This window comes from Pseudomonas sp. OTU5201, assembly GCF_038440135.1.
In the GTDB taxonomy this organism is placed as follows: Bacteria; Pseudomonadota; Gammaproteobacteria; order Pseudomonadales; family Pseudomonadaceae; genus Metapseudomonas; species Metapseudomonas resinovorans.
This window is the reverse complement of sequence record NZ_JASATC010000012.1, coordinates 37,321-59,406: the sequence shown is the minus strand read 5'-3', so window position 1 is coordinate 59,406 and position 22,086 is coordinate 37,321. Positions and strand designations below refer to the sequence as shown.

21 protein-coding genes and 1 pseudogene are annotated in these 22,086 nt (G+C 63.1%); 9 read left to right on the top strand and 13 right to left on the bottom strand.

Features of this window, described 5'->3' with window-relative positions:
- Positions 1-3: 3 nt before the first annotated feature.
- The 3 genes from AAHM40_RS09980 to AAHM40_RS09970 form a co-directional block, all read right to left on the bottom strand.
- Complete coding sequence (locus AAHM40_RS09980) at positions 4-1,014, bottom strand: ABC transporter ATP-binding protein (RefSeq protein WP_342244485.1); 1,011 nt, start codon at positions 1,012-1,014, stop codon at positions 4-6.
- Between the two features lie 181 nt (positions 1,015-1,195).
- Complete coding sequence (gene ydcS / locus AAHM40_RS09975; protein WP_342244484.1) at positions 1,196-2,347, bottom strand: putative ABC transporter substrate-binding protein YdcS; 1,152 nt, start codon at positions 2,345-2,347, stop codon at positions 1,196-1,198.
- A 320-nt stretch (positions 2,348-2,667) separates the two neighbouring features.
- Positions 2,668-3,219, bottom strand: a complete 552-nt coding sequence (locus AAHM40_RS09970) for a peroxiredoxin (protein ID WP_342244483.1) — start codon at positions 3,217-3,219, stop codon at positions 2,668-2,670.
- Positions 3,220-3,662: 443 nt separating this feature from the next.
- Here AAHM40_RS09970 and AAHM40_RS09965 point away from each other — a divergent pair, with 443 nt between their 5' ends.
- From AAHM40_RS09965 to AAHM40_RS09950, 4 genes are all read left to right on the top strand, one after another.
- Positions 3,663-5,072 (top strand): circularly permuted type 2 ATP-grasp protein, encoded by a 1,410-nt coding sequence (locus tag AAHM40_RS09965; RefSeq protein ID WP_342244482.1) that lies wholly within the window; start codon positions 3,663-3,665, stop codon positions 5,070-5,072.
- A 2-nt stretch (positions 5,073-5,074) separates the two neighbouring features.
- Positions 5,075-6,025, top strand: a complete 951-nt coding sequence (locus AAHM40_RS09960; RefSeq protein WP_342244481.1) for an alpha-E domain-containing protein — start codon at positions 5,075-5,077, stop codon at positions 6,023-6,025.
- On the top strand, positions 6,022-6,819 hold the full coding sequence (locus AAHM40_RS09955) for a transglutaminase family protein (RefSeq protein WP_342244480.1): 798 nt from the start codon (positions 6,022-6,024) through the stop codon (positions 6,817-6,819). The genes AAHM40_RS09960 and AAHM40_RS09955 overlap by 4 nt, the downstream gene beginning before the upstream one ends.
- A 108-nt stretch (positions 6,820-6,927) precedes the next feature.
- Positions 6,928-7,659 (top strand): proteasome-type protease, encoded by a 732-nt coding sequence (locus AAHM40_RS09950; RefSeq protein WP_342244479.1) that lies wholly within the window; start codon positions 6,928-6,930, stop codon positions 7,657-7,659.
- Positions 7,660-8,139: 480 nt separating this feature from the next.
- On the opposite strand, the gene AAHM40_RS09945 is transcribed toward AAHM40_RS09950, so the two are convergent.
- Positions 8,140-8,937, bottom strand: coding sequence for a cytochrome c (locus tag AAHM40_RS09945; RefSeq protein ID WP_342244478.1), 798 nt, complete (start codon positions 8,935-8,937; stop codon positions 8,140-8,142).
- A 3-nt stretch (positions 8,938-8,940) separates the two neighbouring features.
- Positions 8,941-9,309, bottom strand: a complete 369-nt coding sequence (locus AAHM40_RS09940; protein ID WP_342244477.1) for a rhodanese-like domain-containing protein — start codon at positions 9,307-9,309, stop codon at positions 8,941-8,943.
- A gap of 146 nt (positions 9,310-9,455) precedes the next feature.
- Here AAHM40_RS09940 and AAHM40_RS09935 point away from each other — a divergent pair, with 146 nt between their 5' ends.
- The 3 genes from AAHM40_RS09935 (at position 9,456) to AAHM40_RS09925 (ending at position 14,300) form a co-directional block, all read left to right on the top strand.
- Entirely contained in the window at positions 9,456-10,343 is an 888-nt protein-coding gene (locus tag AAHM40_RS09935) for an AEC family transporter (RefSeq protein ID WP_342244476.1), read from the top strand.
- Positions 10,344-10,935: 592 nt separating this feature from the next.
- A complete protein-coding gene (locus tag AAHM40_RS09930; RefSeq protein WP_342244475.1) occupies positions 10,936-12,141 on the top strand; it encodes an acetyl-CoA C-acetyltransferase in 1,206 nt (401 codons plus the stop codon).
- A gap of 14 nt (positions 12,142-12,155) precedes the next feature.
- Positions 12,156-14,300, top strand: a complete 2,145-nt coding sequence (locus tag AAHM40_RS09925) for a 3-hydroxyacyl-CoA dehydrogenase NAD-binding domain-containing protein (RefSeq protein ID WP_342244474.1) — start codon at positions 12,156-12,158, stop codon at positions 14,298-14,300.
- Between the two features lie 64 nt (positions 14,301-14,364).
- On the opposite strand, the gene AAHM40_RS09920 is transcribed toward AAHM40_RS09925, so the two are convergent.
- From AAHM40_RS09920 to AAHM40_RS09900, 5 genes and pseudogenes are all read right to left on the bottom strand, one after another.
- Complete coding sequence (locus AAHM40_RS09920) at positions 14,365-14,736, bottom strand: glutathione S-transferase N-terminal domain-containing protein (RefSeq protein WP_342244473.1); 372 nt, start codon at positions 14,734-14,736, stop codon at positions 14,365-14,367.
- A gap of 167 nt (positions 14,737-14,903) precedes the next feature.
- A pseudogene (locus AAHM40_RS09915) lies at positions 14,904-15,390 on the bottom strand (GntT/GntP/DsdX family permease); the annotation flags it as partial.
- 79 nt (positions 15,391-15,469) lie between these two features.
- Positions 15,470-16,741 carry an amino acid deaminase gene (locus AAHM40_RS09910; RefSeq protein WP_342244472.1) on the bottom strand — a complete coding sequence of 424 codons (1,272 nt, stop codon included), beginning with the start codon at positions 16,739-16,741 and terminating at the stop codon, positions 15,470-15,472.
- 322 nt (positions 16,742-17,063) lie between these two features.
- Positions 17,064-17,315, bottom strand: a complete 252-nt coding sequence (locus tag AAHM40_RS09905; protein ID WP_342244471.1) for a hypothetical protein — start codon at positions 17,313-17,315, stop codon at positions 17,064-17,066.
- A 24-nt stretch (positions 17,316-17,339) separates the two neighbouring features.
- The gene (locus AAHM40_RS09900; RefSeq protein ID WP_028627241.1) at positions 17,340-17,564 is read right to left on the bottom strand and encodes a hypothetical protein; all 225 of its coding nucleotides are present in this window, start codon (positions 17,562-17,564) and stop codon (positions 17,340-17,342) included.
- A gap of 340 nt (positions 17,565-17,904) precedes the next feature.
- Between AAHM40_RS09900 and AAHM40_RS09895 the strand changes: the two genes are divergently transcribed.
- Positions 17,905-18,624 (top strand): amidotransferase, encoded by a 720-nt coding sequence (locus AAHM40_RS09895; protein ID WP_028627242.1) that lies wholly within the window; start codon positions 17,905-17,907, stop codon positions 18,622-18,624.
- A gap of 125 nt (positions 18,625-18,749) precedes the next feature.
- Here the strand turns inward: AAHM40_RS09895 and AAHM40_RS09890 are convergent, their stop codons facing one another.
- Entirely contained in the window at positions 18,750-19,721 is a 972-nt protein-coding gene (locus tag AAHM40_RS09890) for a magnesium and cobalt transport protein CorA (RefSeq protein ID WP_342244470.1), read from the bottom strand.
- A gap of 161 nt (positions 19,722-19,882) precedes the next feature.
- Here AAHM40_RS09890 and AAHM40_RS09885 point away from each other — a divergent pair, with 161 nt between their 5' ends.
- Positions 19,883-20,740 carry an alpha/beta fold hydrolase gene (locus AAHM40_RS09885; RefSeq protein WP_342244469.1) on the top strand — a complete coding sequence of 286 codons (858 nt, stop codon included), beginning with the start codon at positions 19,883-19,885 and terminating at the stop codon, positions 20,738-20,740.
- 79 nt (positions 20,741-20,819) lie between these two features.
- Here the strand turns inward: AAHM40_RS09885 and AAHM40_RS09880 are convergent, their stop codons facing one another.
- Both AAHM40_RS09880 and AAHM40_RS09875 read right to left on the bottom strand, forming a co-directional pair.
- Positions 20,820-21,215, bottom strand: a complete 396-nt coding sequence (locus tag AAHM40_RS09880) for a hypothetical protein (RefSeq protein ID WP_342244468.1) — start codon at positions 21,213-21,215, stop codon at positions 20,820-20,822.
- A 96-nt stretch (positions 21,216-21,311) separates the two neighbouring features.
- The gene (locus AAHM40_RS09875) at positions 21,312-22,001 is read right to left on the bottom strand and encodes a crotonase/enoyl-CoA hydratase family protein (RefSeq protein WP_342244467.1); all 690 of its coding nucleotides are present in this window, start codon (positions 21,999-22,001) and stop codon (positions 21,312-21,314) included.
- Between the last annotated feature and the right edge of the window lie 85 nt (positions 22,002-22,086).

The window sequence follows — 22,086 nt, the reverse complement described above, 5'->3', positions numbered from 1 at the left end:
GGCCTACTCGCTGAGCGCAACCATCGCGCTGCGCGCCCAACAGGCGTGTACCTGCTGGCCGGGCTGCGGACGTGCACTGTCAGTCTCTTCGCCATTGGGCAGGCTGACCGCCAGACGCCCGCCACCTTCCAGGTTGAGCTCGTAGCGGCTGCTGGCACCGAGGTACTGCACGTCGTGAACCGTGCCGCTGACCTGCAGTTCGCCGTTGCTGGCACTGCCGAAGCGCACATGCTCGGGGCGCAGCGAGAAAGCGCCCATGTTGCCGGTGAGACGCTGGGCCAGATCCCCGGAGAGGACATTGGCGGTGCCGACGAATTCGGCGACGAAGCGGGTACGCGGCTGTCGATAGAGGTTCTGCGGGCTGTCCACCTGTTCGATGCGGCCCTTGTTGAATACCGCCACGCGGTCGGACATGGACAGCGCCTCGCCCTGGTCGTGGGTGACGAAGATGAAGGTGATGCCCAGTTGGCGCTGCAACTTCTTCAACTCCACCTGCATCTGCTCGCGCAGCTTGAGGTCCAGCGCGCCGAGGGGTTCGTCCAGCAGCAATACGCGCGGGCGGTTGATCAATGCGCGGGCCAGGGCCACGCGCTGGCGCTGGCCACCGGACAGCTGCGCCGGCTTGCGCTCGCCGTAGCCGGGCAGGGCGACCATCCCCAGGGCTTCCTCGGCACGGGCCAGGCGCTCGGTCTTGGCCACGCCTTTCACCTTCAGGCCATAGGCGACGTTGTCGCGCACGTTCATGTGGGGGAACAGCGCGTAGTCCTGGAACACGGTATTCACATCGCGCTCATAGGGCGGCAGGCCGGCGGCTTCTTCGCCGTGGATACGAATGGAGCCTGAAGTGGGTTGCTCGAAGCCGGCGATCAGGCGCAGGCAGGTGGTCTTGCCCGAGCCTGAGGGGCCCAGCATGGAGAAGAACTCGCCGTCGCGGATCTCGATGGACACTCGATCGACCGCCTTCACCTCGCCGTAGTGGCGGCAGACATCGGTGAACTGGACGGCTGAGGTCATGTTTGTGCTCCGGGTACTTGCTCCCTCTCACTCGGGAAGAGGGGAGGTTTCATTGTGCTACGGGCTAGTCTGAGCGAGCGGCCTGAGGGCAAGGCGCCCCGCAGCGAGGCGCGAGACATACCTTCTGGTAGGCGAAGCGCCGAGTGAGGACGCAACGCCGCCCTCAGCTCGCGCCGCCCGCTCAGCGACCACCCATGATCGCGATGTAGTCCTGCGTCCAACGGCTATAGGGCACGAACTTGCCACCCTCGGCCTGCGGGGTCTTCCAGAAGGCGATCTTGTCGAACTGGTCATAGCCATTGGTGGCGCAACCGCCGGGGCCGAGGAGTTCGCTGCTGGTGCAACCACCGGCCACCACAGGCAGGGAGCCGAACCAGGCGGCCAGGTCACCCTGGACCTTGGGCTGCAGGGACCAATCCATCCACTTGTAGGCACAGTTCGGGTGCTTGGCGTCCACATGCAGCATGGTGGTGTCGGCCCAGCCAGTGACCCCTTCTTTCGGGAACACGGTTTCGACCGGTTGCTTCTCGGCCTTCAGGGTGTTGGCCATGTAGCCCCAGGTGCTGGAGGCGGCCACGCCTTCGTTCTTGAAGTCGCTCATCTGCACAGTCGCGTCGTGCCAATAACGGTGCACCAGGCTGTGCTGCTTGCGCAGCAGGTCGAGCACGGCGGCGTACTGCGCTTCGGTCAGTTGGTAAGGGTCCTGGATGCCCAGTTCCGGTTTGGCGGATTTCAGGTAGAGGGCGGCGTCGGCAATGTAGATCGGGCCGTCGTAGGCCTGCACGCGGCCCTTGTTAGGCTTGCCGTCGGCCAGCTCCTGGGGCTCGAACACCACGGCCCAGCTATCGGGCGCCTGCTTGTACAGCTTGGTGTTGTACATGAGCAGGTTCGGCCCCCATTGATAGGGCGTGCCGTAGTGCTGGCCGTTGACCGTGTGCCAGGGGGCGTCCTGGAGGCGTTCGTCGAGGGTCTTCCAGTTGGGGATCAGGGCGATGTTGATCGGCTGCACCCGCTTGCCGAATACCAGGCGCAGGGAGGCGTCGCCAGACGCGGTGACCAGGTCATAACCACCCTTGGCCATCAGGCTGACCATCTCGTCGGAGGTGGCGGCGGTCTTCACGTTGACCTTGCAGCCGGTGTCTTTCTCGAACTGGGTGACCCAGTCGTAGTTCTTGTCCGACTCGCCTCGCTCGATGTAGCCGGGCCAGGCGATGATGTCGAGCTGGCCTTCGCCGGCACCGACTTGCTTCAGCGGTTCGGCGGCCTGGGCGGAGGCAACGAGGCAGGCGCAACTGACGGTGAACGAAAGGAGAGCGGGATTGAGCGAGGGCATTGTCGACTCCTGTTGTACATGACGTGCGGAGCCTGTTCGGCGGAACTGCATGCCGTTGGCGGTGCGGCGAATGCGAGCCGAAAAAAGCAGTTGCTGCTCGCATTCAGCAGCGTAGTTCGCGGCTTTGGGGCTGACAAGAAAGGGGCGGGGGGAGGTGGCGGCGCGGCGGATCGGGGCGGATATCCGTGGGGGTGAATTCATTGGCTATGTCTGCATGACGTGTTGCAGGCAGCTGCATGCCCGTAGGAGCTGGCTTGCCAGCGAATGGTCCGGTTTCGCTGGCAAGCCAGCTCCTACAAGGACGTCGATCACTCGCAGGCTCAGAAATGTATGGTCGCCTCGCCCTTGTGCCAGTTGCAGGGGCACAGCTCCTCGGTCAGCAGGGCATCGAGCAGGCGCAGGGTTTCCTGGGGGTTGCGGCCCACCAGCCGGTCATTCACCGAGACATGGCGGATGACGTTGTCCGGGTCGATGATGAAGGTCGCGCGCAGGGCTACGCCTTCGCGGCGGTCAATGATGCCCAGGGCGCTGGACAGCTCGTGGCGGGTGTCGGCCAGCCAGGGGAAGCTCAGGCCTTTCAGGTCCTTGTGGTCGCGGCGCCAGGCGAGGTGGACGAACTCGCTGTCAGTGGATGCCCCGATCAGTTGTGTATCGCGGTCGTTGAACTGCTCCAGCAGGTCACCGAAGGCCCTGATTTCGGTCGGGCAGACGAAGGTGAAGTCATTTGGCCAGAAGAACAGCACCTTCCACTTGCCACGGTAGCTGTCCTGGTTGACCCGTTTGAAGGCGCTCTCTGGGTTGGGTGCGTGTTCCGAATCATGGTCCACCGCCTGCAGGTCGAATGCCGGCAGCTTGTCTCCGATGGTGAGCATGGCAGGTTTGCTCCAAGGCAGGATGGAGGCACTGGAATGGAGCAAGTATGGAAGGCTCCCGGGGGCTTGGAAAATGTGCTCGGGCTATACCGTCCATAGAAGATGCTCCGTGACCATAGGTCGACGAGTTATAGGGCAAATTCCAAACCGCAACATATGTATAGAACAATCGGACCCTAGTGGTCACACGAGGCCGGACTAGACTGTCTGTTCCAGGGATGGCGGTGCCCCCAGGCGCAATCAGGGGAACACCTCGCCGTCGCAATCCGTCCAACCCTGTATCGCCGCCAAATAGGGCGGCGCGGTCAGTTCCGATTCGTGGGCTGCACCAGTCTGGGGCGCGACGACTGTGCGTGTGTTGCAAGTTGTTGAAATGCAAGCAGTTGTTGCGATGGCACGGGGCTTGCGACTGCAAAACGGCCCGTGGCGACAAGGAGTTAGGCATGTCCCGCACTTTTTATGACGAAATGTACGACGCGAGTGGCGAATGCCGTCCGCATTACCGGGAATTTGCACGCTGGCTGGCGGACACGCCCCAGGAACTGTTGGCCCAGCGACGTCGTGATGCCGACCTGCTTTTCCACCGTGCCGGCATCACCTTCACCCTCTATGGCGACGAGCAGGGCACCGAGCGCCTGATTCCCTTCGACACCATTCCCCGCGCCATCCCCATGAGCGAGTGGCGGGTGGTGGAGAAGGGCTGCATCCAGCGCGTCAAGGCGCTGAACATGTTCCTCGCCGACCTCTATCACAACCAGCGGATCATCAAGGCCGGGATCATTCCCGCCGAACAGCTGCTGGCCAACGAGGGTTATCAGATCGCCATGCAGGGCCTCGACCTGCACCGTGACATCTATGCCCACATCGCCGGGGTGGATCTGGTCCGCGACGGCGATGGCACCTATTACGTGCTGGAAGACAACCTGCGTACTCCCAGCGGTGTCAGCTACATGCTGGAGGACCGCAAAATGATGATGCGGCTGTTCCCCGAGCTCTTCGCGGCGCAGCGCATCGCCCCCATTGACCACTACCCGAACCTGCTGCTGGATACCCTGAGAAGCTCGAGCCCGCTGGACAACCCCAGCGTGGTGGTACTGACTCCCGGCCGCTTCAACAGCGCCTACTTCGAGCACGCCTTCCTGGCCCGCGAGATGGGTGTGGAACTGGTGGAGGGCGCCGATCTCTTCGTGCGCGACGACCGCGTCTACATGCGCACCACCTCCGGCCCGCAACCGGTCGACGTGATCTACCGCCGGCTGGACGACGCCTTCCTCGACCCGCTGGCCTTCAACCCCGAATCCATGCTTGGCGTGCCTGGCCTACTGGCCGCCTACCGCTCCGGCAACGTGGTGCTGGCCAACGCCATCGGTACCGGGGTGGCGGACGACAAGTCCATCTATCCCTATGTCTGCGACATGATCCGCTTCTACCTGGACGAGGAACCGATCCTGAAGAACGTGCCTACCTGGCAGTGCCGCAAACCCGAAGACTTGTCCCACGTGCTGGCCAACCTGCCTGAGCTGGTGGTCAAGGAAACCCAGGGTTCCGGCGGCTACGGCATGCTGGTGGGGCCCGCCGCCAGCAGCAAGGAGATCGAGACCTTCCGCGAGCGCCTCAAGGCCCGCCCCGAGGCCTACATCGCCCAGCCCACGCTATGCCTGTCCACGTGCCCGACCTTCGTCGAGCAGGGCATCGCCCCGCGCCATATCGACCTGCGGCCCTTCGTCCTCTCCGGGCGGGAGACTCGCCTGGTACCTGGCGGCCTGACCCGCGTGGCGCTGCGTGAGGGCTCCCTGGTGGTGAACTCGTCCCAGGGTGGTGGCACCAAGGACACCTGGATCGTGGAGGACTGACCATGCTGAGCAGAACTGCCTCCGAGCTGTACTGGATGTCGCGCTATCTGGAGCGTGCGGAGAACCTCGCGCGCATGCTCGACGTCAGTTATTCGCTGTCGCTGATGCCCCAGGACGGCCGTGGTGACGGCCTGGAAGAGCTGGCCATGTCCCTGCTCAGCACCGGCACCCTGGAGCTGTACCAGGAGCGTCACGGTGAGCTGAACGCTGGGCGCATGCTGCACTTCTTCGCCCTCGACGCCGACAACCAGGCCAGCATCTTCAGTTGCCTGCGCGCGGCCCGGATCAACGCCCATGCCGTGCGTGGGCGGATCACCGCTGACATCTGGGAAAACATCAACGCCACCTGGCTGGAGATGCTGAGCATTTCCAATGAAGGTCTTGGTCGCTATGGCATCAGCCGCTTCTGTGAATGGGTGAAGGAGCGCTCGCACCTGTTTCGTGGCGCCACCTACGGCACCATCATGCGTGGCGAGGCCTACCGCTTCATTCGCTTGGGCACCTTCATCGAGCGGGCGGACAACACCCTGCGCCTGCTGGATTCGCGCTACGAAATGTTTGGTGAAGAGTCGGAGGAGGTCAGCGACAACTCCGCCCGTGGCTACTACCAGTGGAGTGCCTTGCTCCGGGCACTGTCCTCTTTCGAGGCCTATACCGAGGTGTACCGCGGCTCCCCCAATTCCCGCCAGGTTTCCGAACTGCTGCTTTTACGCGCCGACGTGCCGCGTTCGCTGCGCGCCTGCATGGAGGAGCTGAACCTCATCCTCGCCAGCCTTCCGGGGGATAACGGCCGGCCGGCCCAGCGCCTGGCCGCCGAACTGGACGCGCGCCTGCGCTACACCGCCATCGACGAGATTCTGGCGGAGGGCCTGCACACCTGGCTCACCGACTTCATCCTGCTGGTCCGCCAATTGGCTCGGGCCATCCACAGCTCGTATCTGGAGGCTGTATGAAACTGTCCATCCGCCACGACACCACCTACCGCTACGACGATCAGGTTCGCGCCAGCATCCAGTACCTGCGCCTGACGCCCCAGGAAAACGAACGGCAGCACGTCTTGAGCTGGCAACTGACCTTGCCGCGTCCGGTACGCGCGCAGATCGACCCGTTCGGCAACACCTTTCATGTGCTGACCCTGGACGAGCCGCACGATGTCATCGTCATCAGTGCTCGCGGCCAGGTGGAGATCGACGAAAAGCGTGAGGCTGAGCATGACAAGCAGTCGGCCTTGCCCTTCCTGCGCTTCACCCGCCTGACCACCGCTGACGACGCCTTGCGCGAGTTCGCGGCGCAGCAGTGCGGCAACCGCCGTGACCGCAATGGATTGATTGACCTGATGGCAGGCCTGCACGAGCAGATGCCCTTCAAGAAAGGCGTGACTCGCGTCGACAGCACCGCTGCCGAAGCCTTCGCCGGGCGTGCGGGAGTCTGCCAGGACCACACGCACGCCTTTCTCGCCTGCGCTCGTAGCCTGGGCATCCCGGCGCGCTTCGTGTCCGGCTACCTGTACCAGGGCAATGACCAGAACCTGGCCAGCCATGCCTGGGCTGAAGCCTGGCTGGGGGATGCCTGGTACAGCTTCGATGTGACCAACAAGCTGGCTCGCCCGGAGCGCCACCTGAAGCTGGCGGTCGGGCTGGATTACCTGGATGCCTGCCCGGTTCGCGGTATGCGCCGGGGCGGTGGTGGCGAGCAGATGCACGCCAAAGTGGACGCGCCGCCTCTGCTGTTGGTGCAAGTACAGTAAGTCGGGTTTCCCGACCTCCCACGGCGCCGGCCGCCGCTTTCTGCCAGCCCGCAAGGGCCGGCGGCCGGAGACACGACGCGGGAAGCCTTAACAAGGAGAAGTAGCGGCATGACCTACTGCGTCGCCATGCATCTGGCCGACGGCCTGGTGTTCGTATCCGATTCGCGCACCAACGCGGGCATCGACCACATCGCCACCTTCCGCAAGCTCTACACCTTCGGCGTCACCGGTGAACGGCTGATCGTGCTGCAGAGCGCGGGCAACCTGGCCACCTCACAATCGGTGGTGAACCTGCTCAAGCAGCGCCTGGACGGCTCGATCCCCAATTTGCACAACGTACCGACCCTCTACGACGCCACCGCCTTGGTGGCCGAGACCGTTCGCGAAGTCATCGCCCGCGACGGCGCACCGCTGGCCGGTAATACGGATCTCACCTGCTCCTTCCTGGTGGGTGGACAGATTGCCGGTAACCCGCCGGATCTCTACAGCATCTACCCCCAGGGCAACTTCATTCAGGCCACCCAGGACACACCCTTCCTGCAACTGGGGGAGAGCAAGTACGGCAAGCCGATCCTCGACCGCAACCTGGAGTTCGAAACCAGCCTGGAGGAAGGCTTGCGCTGTGCCCTGGTGTCTTTCGATTCCACCATCCGAAGCAACCTCTCGGTGGGCATGCCGCTGGACCTGCTGGTCTATCACCGTGACAGCCTGATCCTGCCGGCCGGCTACCGGGTGACCGAGGAAGACAAATACTTCGCCGACATCCGCCGCCAATGGGCTGCCGGGTTGCAGAAACTGATCGGCGAGCTGCCGCCGCCGCCGGTGGAATACAACGTGTGATCGGGGAGACCTTCGGTCTCCTTGGCGAATGAATTCGCCCCTACAGGGATTGCGCTGACTTCACCTGCGGCACGATCTACCCCCTCTCCCTCTGGGAGAGGGCTGGGGTGAGGGCGTTTTGGCAAGGCAGGGTGCTAGGAGGGGAGACCTTCGGCCTCCTTGGCGAATAAATTCGCCCCTACAGGGATTGCGCTGACTTCACTTGCGGCACGATCTACCCCCTCTCCCTCTGGGAGAGGGCTGGGGTGAGGGCGTTTTGGCAAGGCAGCGTGCTAGGAGGGGAGACCTTCGGCCTCCTTGGCGAATGAATTCGCCCCTACAGGGATTGCGCTGACTTCACTTGCGGCACGATCTACCCCCTCTCCCTCTGGGAGAGGGCTGGGGTGAGGGCGTTTTGGCAAGGCAGCGTGCCAGGAGGGGAGATCTTCGGTCTCCTTGGCGAATAAATTCGCCCCTACAGGGCTCGGGCTAGGCGCTCACCTAAGGGCTGACCTTTCTCCCCGCCATGTGCTTGAGGTAGTCAATCAGCTGCCCCAACTCCTCATCGGTTATCGCTTCCTTCGAGAAGCCCGGCATCTTGCCCTGGGGCCAGCGGCGCAGGCTCTGCGGGTTGCGGATGTAGCGGGGGAGGAAGTCGCCGGCCAGATATTCAGTCGGGTTGTGGGGGATGTTCAGGTCCGGGCCGAACTGCGCGTCGCCGGCACCGTTGAGGCGATGGCAGGCCAGGCAGTTTTTCTGGAACTGGGCGAATCCAGCCTGCACCTCAGCGCCGGCATTGTCGGCCGGAAGCAGGGCAGGGAAGCGTTCGGCCACGGCGGGCAGATAGCGGATGCGTGCCACCTGGAAAGGCCACTGCTCCGGGCCGATGCGCGCGGCCTTGGGCTCGGTCCAGACCAGGTAGAAGGGGCCGGCGCTGGGTTTGCCGGCGGCCAGTGGCGGCCAGGGCTTGGCCGGATCTTCGATCGCGAGCCAGGCGCGGGCGCCTTTCGTGGCCAGCAGTGGCGCGGCGGTCAACTCGGCGGCGAAGCCGTCCAGGGCCACGGCTTGCAAGTGCTGGTCAGGCATGACGCCTTCCAGTAATGCGGCCAGCGGGACGGCGCGGTACCGCATGGTCTTCTTGTAGGAAACGTCATCCGGAATGCTCACCTCCTGCGCCTGGGGATGGCTGAGCAGGGCGTCTGAATCCCAGGTACGGGTGCCGCCGGGCAGTTCCAGGGTCAGCTCGGCGGCGTGGAGCGGGGTGAAGCAGAAGAGCAGGGCGAGTAGCGCTTTGCGCATTGATCAGTCCTTGTCCAGGGCGGTTTTCAGGTCCAGGTAGCCGCCGCCATTGATCACCCGGCTGTAGCCCAGTTCCTGCAGGCTGTCCTGGGCGACGCTGGAGCGGCGGCCACTGCGGCAGTAGAGCACTATGGGTGTGTTTTTGTCCGGGGCGACCTCGGCAATTCGTTGGCCGATGTCTTCGTAGCCGATGTTGCGTGCGCCCGAGAGGGTGCCTTCGGCGACTTCTTCAGGCGTACGGACATCGATCAGGATGGCATTGGGTTGGCGCAGGGCTTCGATGGCGGCGGCCTGGTCGGTTTCCCCGGCGGTGGCCGGGAGGCTCAGGACCAGGGACTGGGACAGCGCGAGAACAGCGAGCAGGGTACGCATGATGGTGTCTCCCTCGAAGAAGGGTCTTTAGGCAACCTAGCACAATTGCCTGGAGGTGGCGCAGGCCGTTAGGATCGCGGCTTTCCGTCAAACTTGCGCGTGTTTCGGGCCCTGTTTCGGGTGTCGGCAGCTATTAAGGAGAGGCCATGCTGGCCGAGTTGTTCGCGGTCATGGCGCCGGTGCTGATAGCCGCCGGTATCGGTTACGGCTGGGCTCGTTCGGGGCAGTCCTATCCCACAGAATTCATTGCGCGCCTGGTGCTCAACATCGGCACCCCGAGCCTGGTGCTTTCCACCCTCAGCCGCACCGAGATTGATCGTCACGCCTTCGGCCAGGTTGCCATTGCCTGCCTGGTGGTGATGCTGGTGATGGGGCTGATCGGCAGCCTGCTCAGCCGGGTGTTCCGGCAGGACTGGCGCATCCTGGTGCCGGCCTATCTCTTTCCCAACTCTGGCAACATGGGCCTGCCCATTACGCTCTATGCCTTTGGCGAGCAAGGGCTGGCGTTGGCCGTGGCCTTCTTCCTGGTGCTATCAGTGGGGCATTTCAGCTTGGGGTTGTTGTTGTCCGGCACCGAGCGCTCGCCGAAGAAGCTCCTCGCCAACCCCATCCTCATCAGCCTGGCCCTGGCGTTGCCCCTGGTGATCTGGGACCTCCAATTACCGCTCTGGCTCGCCAACACCATCGGCTTGCTGGGTGGCATGACCATCCCGCTCATGCTGCTGACCCTCGGCGTCTCCCTTGCCAGTATCCGCATCCATCACCTGGGCAACGGCATGTTGCTTGGCGCGATGCGAATTCTCTGCGGTGCGGCCGTGGGATGGCTGGCGGGCTGGATGCTGAACCTGCCGCCGCTCGCCCTGGGTGTGCTGGTGCTGCAATCGGCAATGCCGGTGGCGGTGTTCAACTACCTGTTTGCCGTGCGCGCGGGGCGTTCGCCAGAAGCGGTAGCGAGCCTGGTGATGTGCTCGACGTTGCTGTCCTTCGTGTTGATTCCATTGCTGCTGGCGTGGTGGCTACCCGCGCTGCGTTGACCGCAGGGGCGGTACGCAGCACAGGACCACCAGTGGTTGGGCGGCGATCAGCTGACCAGACGGGTCAGGTTGGGAAGGATGAGAATTACTGTTGTGGCAAAGACGATCAGGCTCGCTTGCCGCATTTTCGGCTGCTTGAACATGGCCAACTGCCTTTGTTGTTGTTGGAGGTGCGTTGGTCAGGGCTCCCTACGGCCGGCCCGGAACTTCGCTCGCCTCCGTGGCTAGGAAAAACACCGCCCCGGCAAAACCCGGCAACGACGGCTACTTGCATTTCAAACTCTAGGGCCGGCATCACATATCGCTTATATCGGTTGGTAACTAGCGCTTGAGCGCTAGTAACGCCGGGCTATTGGGAGCCTCCAGCCTTCGTTGGGCGGCCCCGAGGCCAGACACATCCCTTTCACCTTGGCCAGCAACTGGCCATCAACTGACCGTTCGTCTGAGCGCAGCGGTCAATGGGGCTGAGCACTTCCGTCATTGAGCCCATGGCCTATAGCGATAAGGTAGCCACAACCTGCCGGAGCACCGGCGGCCGACGGAATGAACAACAGGCACCTAAGGTGCCGCCAAGCTGCCTCAAGAGGACGCCATGACCGAAGCATTCATTTTCGACGCGGTGCGTACGCCCCGCGGCAAGGGTAAGAAGGACGGCGCTCTGCACAGCGTCAAGCCGGTCAACCTGATCGCCGAGCTGCTGCGCGCCCTGGCGGAGCGCAACGACCTGGACACCAGTCAGGTGGACGATATTGTCCTTGGCTGCGTGACCCCGGTGGGCGATCAGGGCGCCGATATCGCCAAGACCGCTGCGCTGGTTGCCGACTGGGACGAGACGGTTTCCGGCCAGCAAATCAACCGTTTCTGCGCGTCCGGCCTTGAGGCGGTGAACCTGGCAGCGATGAAGGTGCGCTCCGGCTTCGAAGACCTGGTGGTCGCTGGCGGCGTGGAGTCCATGTCTCGCGTGCCCATGGGCTCTGACGGCGGCGCCTGGGCGATGGACCCGGAAACCAATCTTCACACCAGCTTCGTGCCTCAGGGCATCGGTGCCGACCTGATCGCCACCTTGGAAGGCTTCAGCCGCACGGATGTCGATGCCTTCGCCCTACGTTCCCAGCAGAAGGCCGCGCGCGCCCGTACCAACGGCGCGTTCAAGAAATCCCTGGTGCCGGTCACGGACCAGAACGGCATCGTCCTGCTCGACCATGACGAGTTCATTCGCGCTGATTCCACGCTGGAAGGCCTGGGTGCGCTCAAGCCCAGCTTCGAGATGATGGGGCAGATGGGCTTCGACGCCACTGCCCTGCGCAAGTACAGCCAGGTCGAGCGAATCGAGCACGTGCATACACCGGGCAACAGCTCCGGCATCGTCGATGGTGCCGCCGCCATGCTCATCGGCTCCGCCGCCAAGGGCAAGGAACTGGGCCTGAAACCCCGCGCACGCATCGTCGCCACAGCGGTCACCAGCACCGACCCGACCATCATGCTCACCGGCCCCGCGCCGGCCACCCGCAAGGCTCTGGCCAAGGCCGGCCTGAACGTGGCCGATATCGACCTGTTCGAAGTCAATGAAGCCTTCGCCTCGGTGGTGATGAAGTTCATGAAGGACATGGGCGTGCCGGAGGAGAAGGTCAACGTCAACGGCGGCTCCATCGCTATGGGCCACCCGCTGGGCGCCACCGGCTGCGCCATCCTCGGCACTCTGCTGGACGAGCTGGAAGCGCGCAACCTGCGCTACGGCCTCGCGACCTTGTGCGTCGGCGGCGGCATGGGCATCGCAACGATCATTGAGCGCGTTTGAGGCGGAGAAAAAGAATGACTGACGCCATCCGTTACGAAAAAGGCCAGGACAATATCGTTGTCCTGACCATGGACATGCCCGGCCAGAGCGCCAACACCATGAATGCGGTGTACCGCGAGGCCATGGGTAAGGCGGTCGAGCGCCTGGACGCCGAGAAGGACAGTATCGCCGGTGTGATCATCACGTCGGCCAAGAAGACCTTCTTTGCCGGCGGTGACCTCAACGAGCTGATCAAGGTCACCAAGGCTGACGCGAACGCCTTCTACCAGATGGTGCTGGGCCTCAAGGGTCAACTGCGCCGTCTGGAAACCCTCGGCAAGCCGGTGGTGGCCGCCATCAACGGCGCGGCCTTGGGTGGCGGTTGGGAAATCTGCCTGGCCTGCCATCACCGCATAGCCCTCAACGACAACGCTGTGCAGCTCGGCCTGCCGGAAGTGACCCTCGGCCTGCTGCCCGGTGGTGGCGGCGTGGTGCGCATGGTGCGCCTGCTGGGCATCGAGAAAGCGCTGCCGTACCTGGCCGAAGGCCGCAAGGTGCGTCCGGAACAGGCCCTCAAGGCCGGCTTGATCCACGACCTGGCGCAAACCCCGGACGAGATGCTGGCCAAGGCCCGCGCCTGGATCGCTGCCAATCCCAAGGCGGCACAACCCTGGGATGCCGCCGGCTACAAGATTCCCGGTGGTACGCCGTCCAGCCCAAATGTGGCGCAGATGCTCGCCATCGCTCCATCGGTGCTGCGTGACAAGACCAAGGGCTGCTTCCCCGCGCCGGAGAAGATCATGTGCGCGGCCGTCGAAGGTGCGCAGGTGGACTTCGACACCGCCCAGTTGATCGAGGCGCGCTACTTCACCGAGCTGACCACCGGCCAGGTGGCGAAGAACATGATCGGCACCTTCTGGTTCCAGCTGAACGAGATCAACGCCGGCAGCTCGCGGCCCAAGGGTCCGGCGCCGCACGTGACGAAGAAGGTGGGCGTGCTTGGCGCCGGCATGATGGGGGCGGGCATTGCCTATGTTTCCGCCATCGCCGGTATCGAGGTGGTACTGAAGGATGTGTCGGTGGAGGCCGCAGAGAAGGGCAAGGCCTATTCCCAGGGCCTGCTCGACCAACTGGTGAGCCGTGGCCATATGGCGGCCGAAAAGCGCGACGCCATTCTCGCCCGCATCAAGCCGACCGACAGCGACGCTGACTTCGACGGTTGCGACCTGATCATCGAAGCCGTGTTCGAGAATCGCGAGTTGAAGGCCAAGGTCACCGCCGCGGCCGAAGCTGCTGCGTTGCCGGATGCAGTGATCGCCTCCAATACCTCGACCTTGCCGATCACCGGTCTGGCGCAGGCGGTGGCCAAGCCCGAAAAGTTTATCGGCCTGCATTTCTTCAGCCCGGTGGACCGCATGCCGTTGGTGGAGATCATCCGTGGCGAGAAGACCTCGGACGAAACCCTGGCCCGCGGATTCGACTACGTCCTGCAGATCAAGAAGACCCCCATCGTGGTCAACGACAGCCGCGGTTTCTTCACCTCCCGCGTGTTTGGCACCTTCACCAATGAAGGTATTGCCATGCTGGGCGAGGGTGTTTCCGCTGCGATGATCGAGAACGAAACCCGCAAGGCCGGCATGCCGGTTGGGCCGCTGGCGATTTCTGATGAAGTCTCCATGAGCCTGATGACTCACATCCGCAACCAGACCGCTGAAGACCTCAAGGCCGAGGGGAAGGTGATGCCGACGCATCCGGCCTTCGCTGTGATCGACCTGATGGTCAACGAGTACAAACGTCCGGGCAAGGCGGCCGGTGGCGGCTTCTACGACTACCCGGCTGGCGGTCGGAAGCACCTTTGGCCCGAGCTGAAGACGCGCTTCGAGAAGGCCGACAAGCAGATCCCGCAAGAGGACGTGCGTGATCGCATCCTCTTCATCCAGGCCATCGAAAGCGTGCGGTGCGTGGAGGAAGGTGTGCTGCTCTCGACCGCCGACGCCAACATCGGCTCCATCTTCGGCATCGGCTTCGCGGCCTGGACCGGCGGTGTTCTGCAGTTCATCAACCAGTACGGCCTGCAGGACTTCGTCGCCCGCGCGCGCTATCTGGCCGAGCAGTATGGCGAGCGTTTCGAACCGCCAGCGCTGTTGCTGGACAAGGCGGCCAAGGGCGAGCCGTTCTAGCGTCCCGCAGCGCATAAAAAAACCGGCTCGATGTGAGCCGGTTTTTTTGTGCCCGGAACCTGGTTCAGGCCTTGGCGAAGCGGCTTTCCAGGTAGCGGATGATGTCGTTGGACTCGTACATCCAGCGGCTTTCACCGTTCTCGTCGATGCGCAGGCAGGGCACCTTGATCTTGCCGCCGCCGGCCAGCAGGGTCGCGCGATGGGTTTCATCATTCTTCGCGTCGCGCAGGGCGATCGGCAGGTTCAGCCGGTGCATGGCGCGCCGGGTCTTCACGCAGAAGGGGCAAGCGTTGAACTGGTAGAGCGCGAGGTTGGCGGTCTCTTCCGCTACCCGGGCTTGCGCTTCCGGGTTGCGGCGCAGCTTGCGCGGACGGGTGATGAAATCGAGGAAGATGATCAACTGGCCCAGGCCGACTCGTAACGCCTTGATGAACACTGCTGCGTACCCTTGAGTGAAAAACGGGCCGGCAGTCTACCGGAACTTGGCGGAGACGAACGCCTTTCACGCCAGATGGTCGCCGCCCGCTCCCTTTCGGGGAGAGGGGCGGATCGATGAGCGTTCAGAGGGGTAGCGAGATGTCCGGCATCGCATGCGCCGGAATGGGCGAAAATCGGTCCGGCGATGGCCGCAGTTGGAACGCCGACGAGGATGGCAAAGAGCACGGTGCGACCGACCTGGGCCGAGTATTCGCCCACTGCCAGCACGGCTGCGGAGTGCGGCGGAACCAGACCGTGTACCACCGAGCCCGGCAACCATGGGTAGTCCGGTCATCAACGCCGACGAGCCAATGCGCTTGGCGATGGTGAAGGCGATGGGCACCCGCAGCACGAAGCCCACCTCGAAGAACAGCGGCAGGCCGCAGAGGAAGGCGATGCAGGCCATGGCCCAGTGGGCGTTGCGCTCTCCGAAACGGGTAATCAATGTCTGCGCGATGCGCTCGGCGCCGCCCGATTCGGCCATCATCTTGCCGAACATGGTGCCGAGCGCCACTACCAGGGCGATGTGGCGGTAGCGAGCGATCAGAACCGCCAGGGCGATGATGGCGAGCGCGGCGTAAACCAACAGCGGGCTTCCTGTCGCTGCGTGCATAGGGTGTTCCTTGTTCGTCAGGCAAAAGGGGGCCATCCCGCCCGTGGGCGGGGGCTTGGTTGGGTAATGGGTTGTGCGGCTAGAAGAAGGTTTCCACGGCTCCGACCACTCGGTAGTCGTCATCCACCAGCAGCAGTTGCCGCCACTTGTCGAAGGTCAGGCAGGGGTGGGAGATCTCGAAGGCCAGCAGGTCGCCGACCTCCAGGTCGGCTTCGAGCGGGAGGGTCATGAAGGCGTGCTGGTCCATCATGCGGGTGATGCGCCAGTCCGCCGGCGCCGCCGTCGGCGTGTGATCCGAGCCAGGGCGGTGGTGCAACGACGTGATGGGCATACCGGCATCGAATGCGGCATCGCGCTTGCCCAGGGCGATGATTGCCAGGCCAGGCTCCGGCATGGACTGTACGTTGGCCCAGAGCTGCAGCGCCGGCAGCAGGCTGCGTCCCATTTCCCGCGCCACCCTGTTGTTGGCCTGGATGCGTTGCTCGGCGTCGCGGTAGATGCCGGCATCGTGGGTCAGGTAGCAGCCGGGGCGCAGGATCACCTGCAGCGGGTGGCCGATGTCCTGGCCGGCGAACTCTTCGGCGACAACGTCGAACCAGGCCGAACCCGCACCAGAAAGCAGAATCTCCGGCTCGGCGAAGCAGTTTCCATCGGCCAGGGCGCGGGCGCGCTGCAGGACATGGCGGAGCAGCGCGCGGATGGCGTCCTCTTCCTGCAGCACACCTTCGTAGAGCTCGATGCCCACCAGATCGATGGACTGCGGCCAGCGTCTGATGGCCTCGAGCAGTTCGGCTTCCTGATCCGGATTTCGGATGCCGGTGCGACCGCCCGGAACGCCGTATTCGATCAGCACGCGCAGGCGCTGGCCGGCCTCGTCGAAGTAGCGCCCGAGGGCGTCCACGTTGGCGGGGGAGTCCACCAGGCAGCAGAAGCTGAAGTCCAGGTCCTGCAGGAGCCGCGAGACGATTGCCATGTTGCCTTTGCCCACCAGTTGATTGGCCAGCAGGACGCGACGGACGCCGGCGGCATAGGCGGCCTGCACCTGGGGCGAGGTCGCCAGCGTGATGCCCCAGGCACCGTGCGCCAGCTGCAGGTGGAAGAGGGTGGGGCTCATGGTGGTCTTGCCATGGGGGGCCAGTTGCACGCCGTAGCGCTGGATGAACTGGCGCATCCACTCCAGGTTGTGGCGGATGCGGCTTTGGCGCAGGACCGCCACCGGCAGGCTGACGTCTTCGTCGAGTATGTTCCAGCCCAGCGTTTCCATCGCTTCCAGTGTGCAATCCGGAGGGGTGGCGCCAAGGCCTTTGGTGAGCGGGTTCAATGACCGTTCTTGAAACTTGTTTTCAGTCATGCGGGCTTTCTCCCTGAGTTCCTGAAAACAAGTATCACTGAACTCCGCGAGCCAGTTACCCCCAGGGAACTGGAAGTAAGCTGATTTGATGCGGGTGCTGACCGTCTGAAGGGGTGATCAAATAGCTCTGCCCCAGCCGTTCGCGCGCTGTTCCATCAGTTGGGCTAGTTGCCGCAGAGAGTGAGTCCATTCGCAGGGCGTCAGTTGCCTTCGTGCAGATGGGCTGGTGTCTGCATTCGTCGACGAGTGCTTCTGACGCCGCAGCGGATAAGTCCGAGGGGCTATGCCAATTGGATGGCTAGGCCTGGCGTCATTCCAGCGGTTAGCTGGTGCAGCAGGCCAGCGAACTCATGTCGAAGACAGCAGGAAGCGAGATCTCGCGGCCGGTCGGCGGGTTGCCCGACAGGACGTGCATGGCGCGCTCGTTGGTGATTCCGCGGCTGATGTTGTGGTTGGCTTCGATGTTCTTCGCCAACGAACCTACCGAGCCGTGGGCGCAGCCTATCAACGAAAAACCGTTGGTCATGACTGCCAGGGCGGTGAGGAAATAGAGTCGGTTCCTGTGCTGTTTCATTTTCGGTCTTGCCTGTGCCGGGTGTCAGCCTTGGTGTCTACCGCTGGGTTTCTTCTGGCTCGCCAGCAACACTGGGATGCTCTGACTGAGTTGCTGGTAGAAACTCATGGATGCGTCTGTGGGACTCACCCCGATGCGACCGCGCTCGTAACCGAAGCTGATGGCAAGCACCACCATCACCACGACGAAATACAGGCCGAGGCTGGCGAGGGCGCCATTACGTGCGTACTGAATAGTGGGGTTGCTCATTTCTGGACTCCGCGACCGGGGGACTTGGGGTGGACGTAGAGTCGCGAAAATCCTTTCGATGAAAAAACGACGTTCAGGCATGGTAAGTATCGACGGCACCAATAGTTCCGTCGGGCGTCGTCAATTTTACTTGACGTGGCTTGTTAAGCGCCGAGCTAGAGCGGCACAGCCTGGTGGCTTCGGCAGGGGAGGCACGGCACCTGATGCAGCCTATCGCCCTGTTAGGCGTTGGCTATGGGGGAGGGGATCAAGTGGTATTTCAATCACACCGTCACTGTGTTAAATAAATCGCACATTTTCCCTACATAGAGCCTCTCTGCATTTCAGGAACCATGAGCTAATGCCACTTCGCATCTGCATTCTCGAAACTGACATTCTCCGCCCCGAACTGGTCGATCAATACAAAGGCTACGGCCTGATGTTCGAGCAGCTGTTCGCCAAACAGCCGATTGCTGCGGAGTTCAGTGTCTACAACGTGGTGCAGGGGCATTACCCGCCTGAGGGTGAGACGTTCGACGCCTACCTGGTGACCGGCAGCAAGGCCGACTCTTTCGGTACCGATCCCTGGATCCTGAAGCTCAAGGAGTTCCTGCTGGCGCGCTACGAGGCCGGCGACAAACTGCTAGGCGTCTGCTTCGGCCACCAACTACTCGCCCTGTTGCTGGGTGGGCGTACCGAGCGTGCTACGCAGGGCTGGGGCGTGGGCACCCATAGCTACCAGCTGAAACAGAAGCCGGAGTGGATGACTCCCGAACTGGAGGACCTGACCCTGTTGATCAGCCACCAGGACCAGGTCACTCAGCTGCCGGAAAACGCCACGTTGCTGGCCTCCAGCGACTTTTGCCCGAACGCCGCTTACGCCGTGGGCGACCAGGTGCTGTGCTTCCAGGGCCACCCGGAGTTCGTCCACGATTACTCCCGCGCACTGCTCGACCTGCGCCAGGATTTCCTCGGCGATGAGGTCTACAAGCAAGGCGTGAGCAGCTTGAACCGCGACCACCAGGGTGCTGCCGTGGCCGAGTGGATGATGCGTTTCATCGCTCGCGACCGCGCGGCCTGATCGGATCTGTACGGAAAAACCCGCCTTCAGGCGGGTTTTTTGTCGCACGGGACGTGGCCCTTTCGTTCACCATCCACGGGCCGGAAATCCACGCGATGGATTTCCAGCGCAGCAGACGTCGCCCTTCACAGCCAGCCGTAGTACTTGAAGCTGGCATAGAGCCCGGTACACCCGGTTGCCACCAGCCCCAGCACGCCGAAGTAACCGTATTGCCACGTCAGCTCCGGCATGTATTGGAAGTTCATGCCGTAGATGCCCGCAACTGCCGTTGGGAAGGCAAGGATGGCGGCCCAGGCGGCGAATTTGCGTTGCACCACGCTCTGTCTGGAAGACTCCAGCAGCAAGCCGATTTCAATGGCGTGATCGGCCATTTCGCGCAGGCCGGTCAGGTCTTCAAGCAGGCGTTTGACATGGATGGCGATGTCGCGGAAGTAAGGCCGCATGTGCTTGTCGATGAAAGGGAAGTCCAGACGCTGCAGCTCCTCGCAGATTTCCCCCATGGGGCCGATGTAACGGCGCAGGCGCAGCAGGTCGCGGCGCAAGCAGTGGATGCGCTCGACATCGGACTTGCCCAGTGGTCGCTCCAGCACGTTCTGTTCGATCTCCTCCAGCTCCGCATGGAAGCTGTCCATCAGTGGCCGATAATTTTCCAGCACGAAGCTGAGCAGTGCGTAGAGGACGAAGTCTTCGCCGTGGTCAAGCAACAGCGGGCGCGCCTCGCAGCGCTGGCGAACGCGGGAGTAGGGCGCGGATTCGCCATAGCGGGCGCTGATGATGTAGCCCTTGCCGGCGAACAGTTGCGTCTCGATGAACTGCAGTTCACCTTCGACCTCGATCGGCGAATAGACCACCAGGAACAGGGCGTCACCGAAGGTTTCCAGCTTGGGGCGGGTATGGCGGGTGAGGGCGTCTTCAAGGGCCAGTTCGTGCAGGTCGAACTGTCGCTGCAGGTTGCTCAGCTCTTCCGCGCCGGGGTCATGAAGGCCTATCCAGACGAAGTGCCCCGGTTTGCTGGCCCACTGCAAGCCTTCATCGAGGGTTATGTCGGCTACTTTCCGGCCTTTGGTGTACACCGCGGCGGCAACGACTCGACCCATGGTTCAGCTGTTCCTTCATCCGTTGGTGGGAGGTTTGGCGCGCAGATTATCGCGCCTGATCTTCTGAGTCTTGCTGAAGGCCGAGGTTCTGCAATGACAGGTCTAGAGTAGTTGCTCTAAATTGGTCGCCCCTCCTCACCGATCGAAACAAGGAGAACAAATTGATCGAGGCCATCCGATTTTCTGCAGGTCGATTTGATTGCCCCTATCGGGTCTACCGTTCGGCCGTTGCCGGTCCTGTATTGATCCTGTTGCCGGCCCTTGGCGTAGCTGCGCGCAAGTACGAAAACTTTGCCCTGGGCCTGGTGGCTGCCGGCAACCACGTGCTGGTAGTGGACTGGCCCGGCCAGGGAGAAAGTGCTCCACGGCCGAGCCGTCGGTTGGACTATGGCTACCGTGATTTGGTCGATGAGTTCGTACCGAGCTTGTTGAAGGCTGCTCGCCAGCATTTTCCCCAAGGTCGCCTGGTTTTGCTGGGTCATAGCCTGGGCGGGCATATCGCGACGTTGTTCGCTGCCGCCAATCCCCAGGCCGAGGTGGCGGTGGTGGGCGTGGCCTGCGGGAATATTCATTACCGCAACTGGCAGGGCAGGCAGCGCTTGCTGACGCCCAGCGTGGCCTTGATCTTCAACCTGTTGACTGCCGTGTTCGGATACCTGCCGGGCAAGACTATCGGTTTCGGTGGCCACGAAGCGCGCAGCCTGATGCGCGATTGGGGGCGAGTGGCCTGGACGGGCAATTTCGATCACCTCGGGTTGGATCTGACCCATCCTCGGCACACCCGGACGCCGTCCCTGTTCATAGGCATCCACGGCGACTCTTTCGCCCCGGAAGCCTCAACCCGAGGCCTGGCCGCGTTGATCCAGGAACAGCCCCAGGTCCGCATGCTGCGCTCTCCAAGGCCGGCATCAGAGAATCCCCATAGCGCCTGGTTACGTTCTCCGGTGAGCGTAATCGAGGAGGTCGTGAGTGGGTTGGCTCTGCTTCGTTGTGAGGTCACCACCGGTCAGACCCTATGAAACATGCTGTTACATTCTCTAGTGTTCAATAGGTAAGTCACTTGAGAACGCGAGGCCTGACATGACGCTAAAGAGGTGTTTACTGGCGATGGCGATCTGCTCGGTTTTGAGTCTGTCCTTCACCGTCTTGCCGGGTGATCTTTCCGGCGCATCGAGTGCCTATGCCAAGGATGGCGGGGGTGGAGGAAGTGGCGGCGGAGGTGGCAGCGGCGGCGGAGGAGGTGGCCATGGCGGTAGCGGTGGTGGCCACGGCGGCAGCGGAGGTGGCCATGGCGGCAGCGGAAGCGGCCACGGTGGCGATGGCAGTGGTCACAGCGGTGACGGTGGCCACTCGGGAAATAGCGGCCCCGGTAGCGCCCACAGCGACCGCGGGGCAGACGATGGCCCAGGTCATGACGACGGTGGGCCCCATGGCGTCGGGCATGGTGCGGACGATGGGCCGGGCCATGATGTCGGCGACGATCACGGCCAGCATGCGGGTGCCGAACCGGGCGATGACAGCGGCGGAGCCATGTAACTCCACCCCAAAAGAGAAAGCCCCGCATCGCGGGGCTTCTTCGTGTCCCGGAGCTTAAACCAGGTGCTGTTTATCCAGCTCGATGGCCGCATCCAGGGTTTCCAGCAGCGCCTTGCGGACCTTGAGCTTGGTGTTGCGGTGGGCGGTCATGTTGATCTTCTTCAGTTGCAAGGCGGCGGCGCGGGCGGCCTCCTGCAGGTGCTCGATCGGTACGACCTTGTCGAGGAAGCCGGCATCCAGCGCGCCCTGCGGATCGAACATCTCGCCATTGATCACCGAACGGTGGAAGGCGGACTTGCGCAGACGATCACGTGCCAGTTCGATGCCCACGTGGTGCATGGTCATGCCGATCTGCACTTCGTTGAGGCCAATGCTGAACGGACCTTCGACGCCGATGCGGTAGTCCGCCGATAGCAGGATGAAGGCTCCTTTCGCTACGGCATGACCCGGGCAGGCGACGATGACGGGATAGGGGTGTGCCAGCATGCGGCGGGCCAGCGTGGAACCGGCAGCGACCAAGGCGACGGCGTTCTGCGGGCCGGAGGTCATCACTTTCAGGTCGTAGCCACCGGAAAGGATGCCCGGCTGGCCAGTGATGATGACGATGGCGCGGTCCTGTTCGGCGCGATCCAGCGCGGTGTTGAAGGCAGCGATCACATCAGGGGAGATGGCATTCACCTTGCCGTTGCTGAGGGTCAGGGTGGCAATGCCGTCTTCGAGTTGGTAGGAAATCAGCTCACTCATGGCAGGTTCCTTGTTAAGAAGTGGATCGACGTTACTCAGCGCTACCGTGGAGGTAAAGGACTGAGACTGACTGCTCAGTCATCCC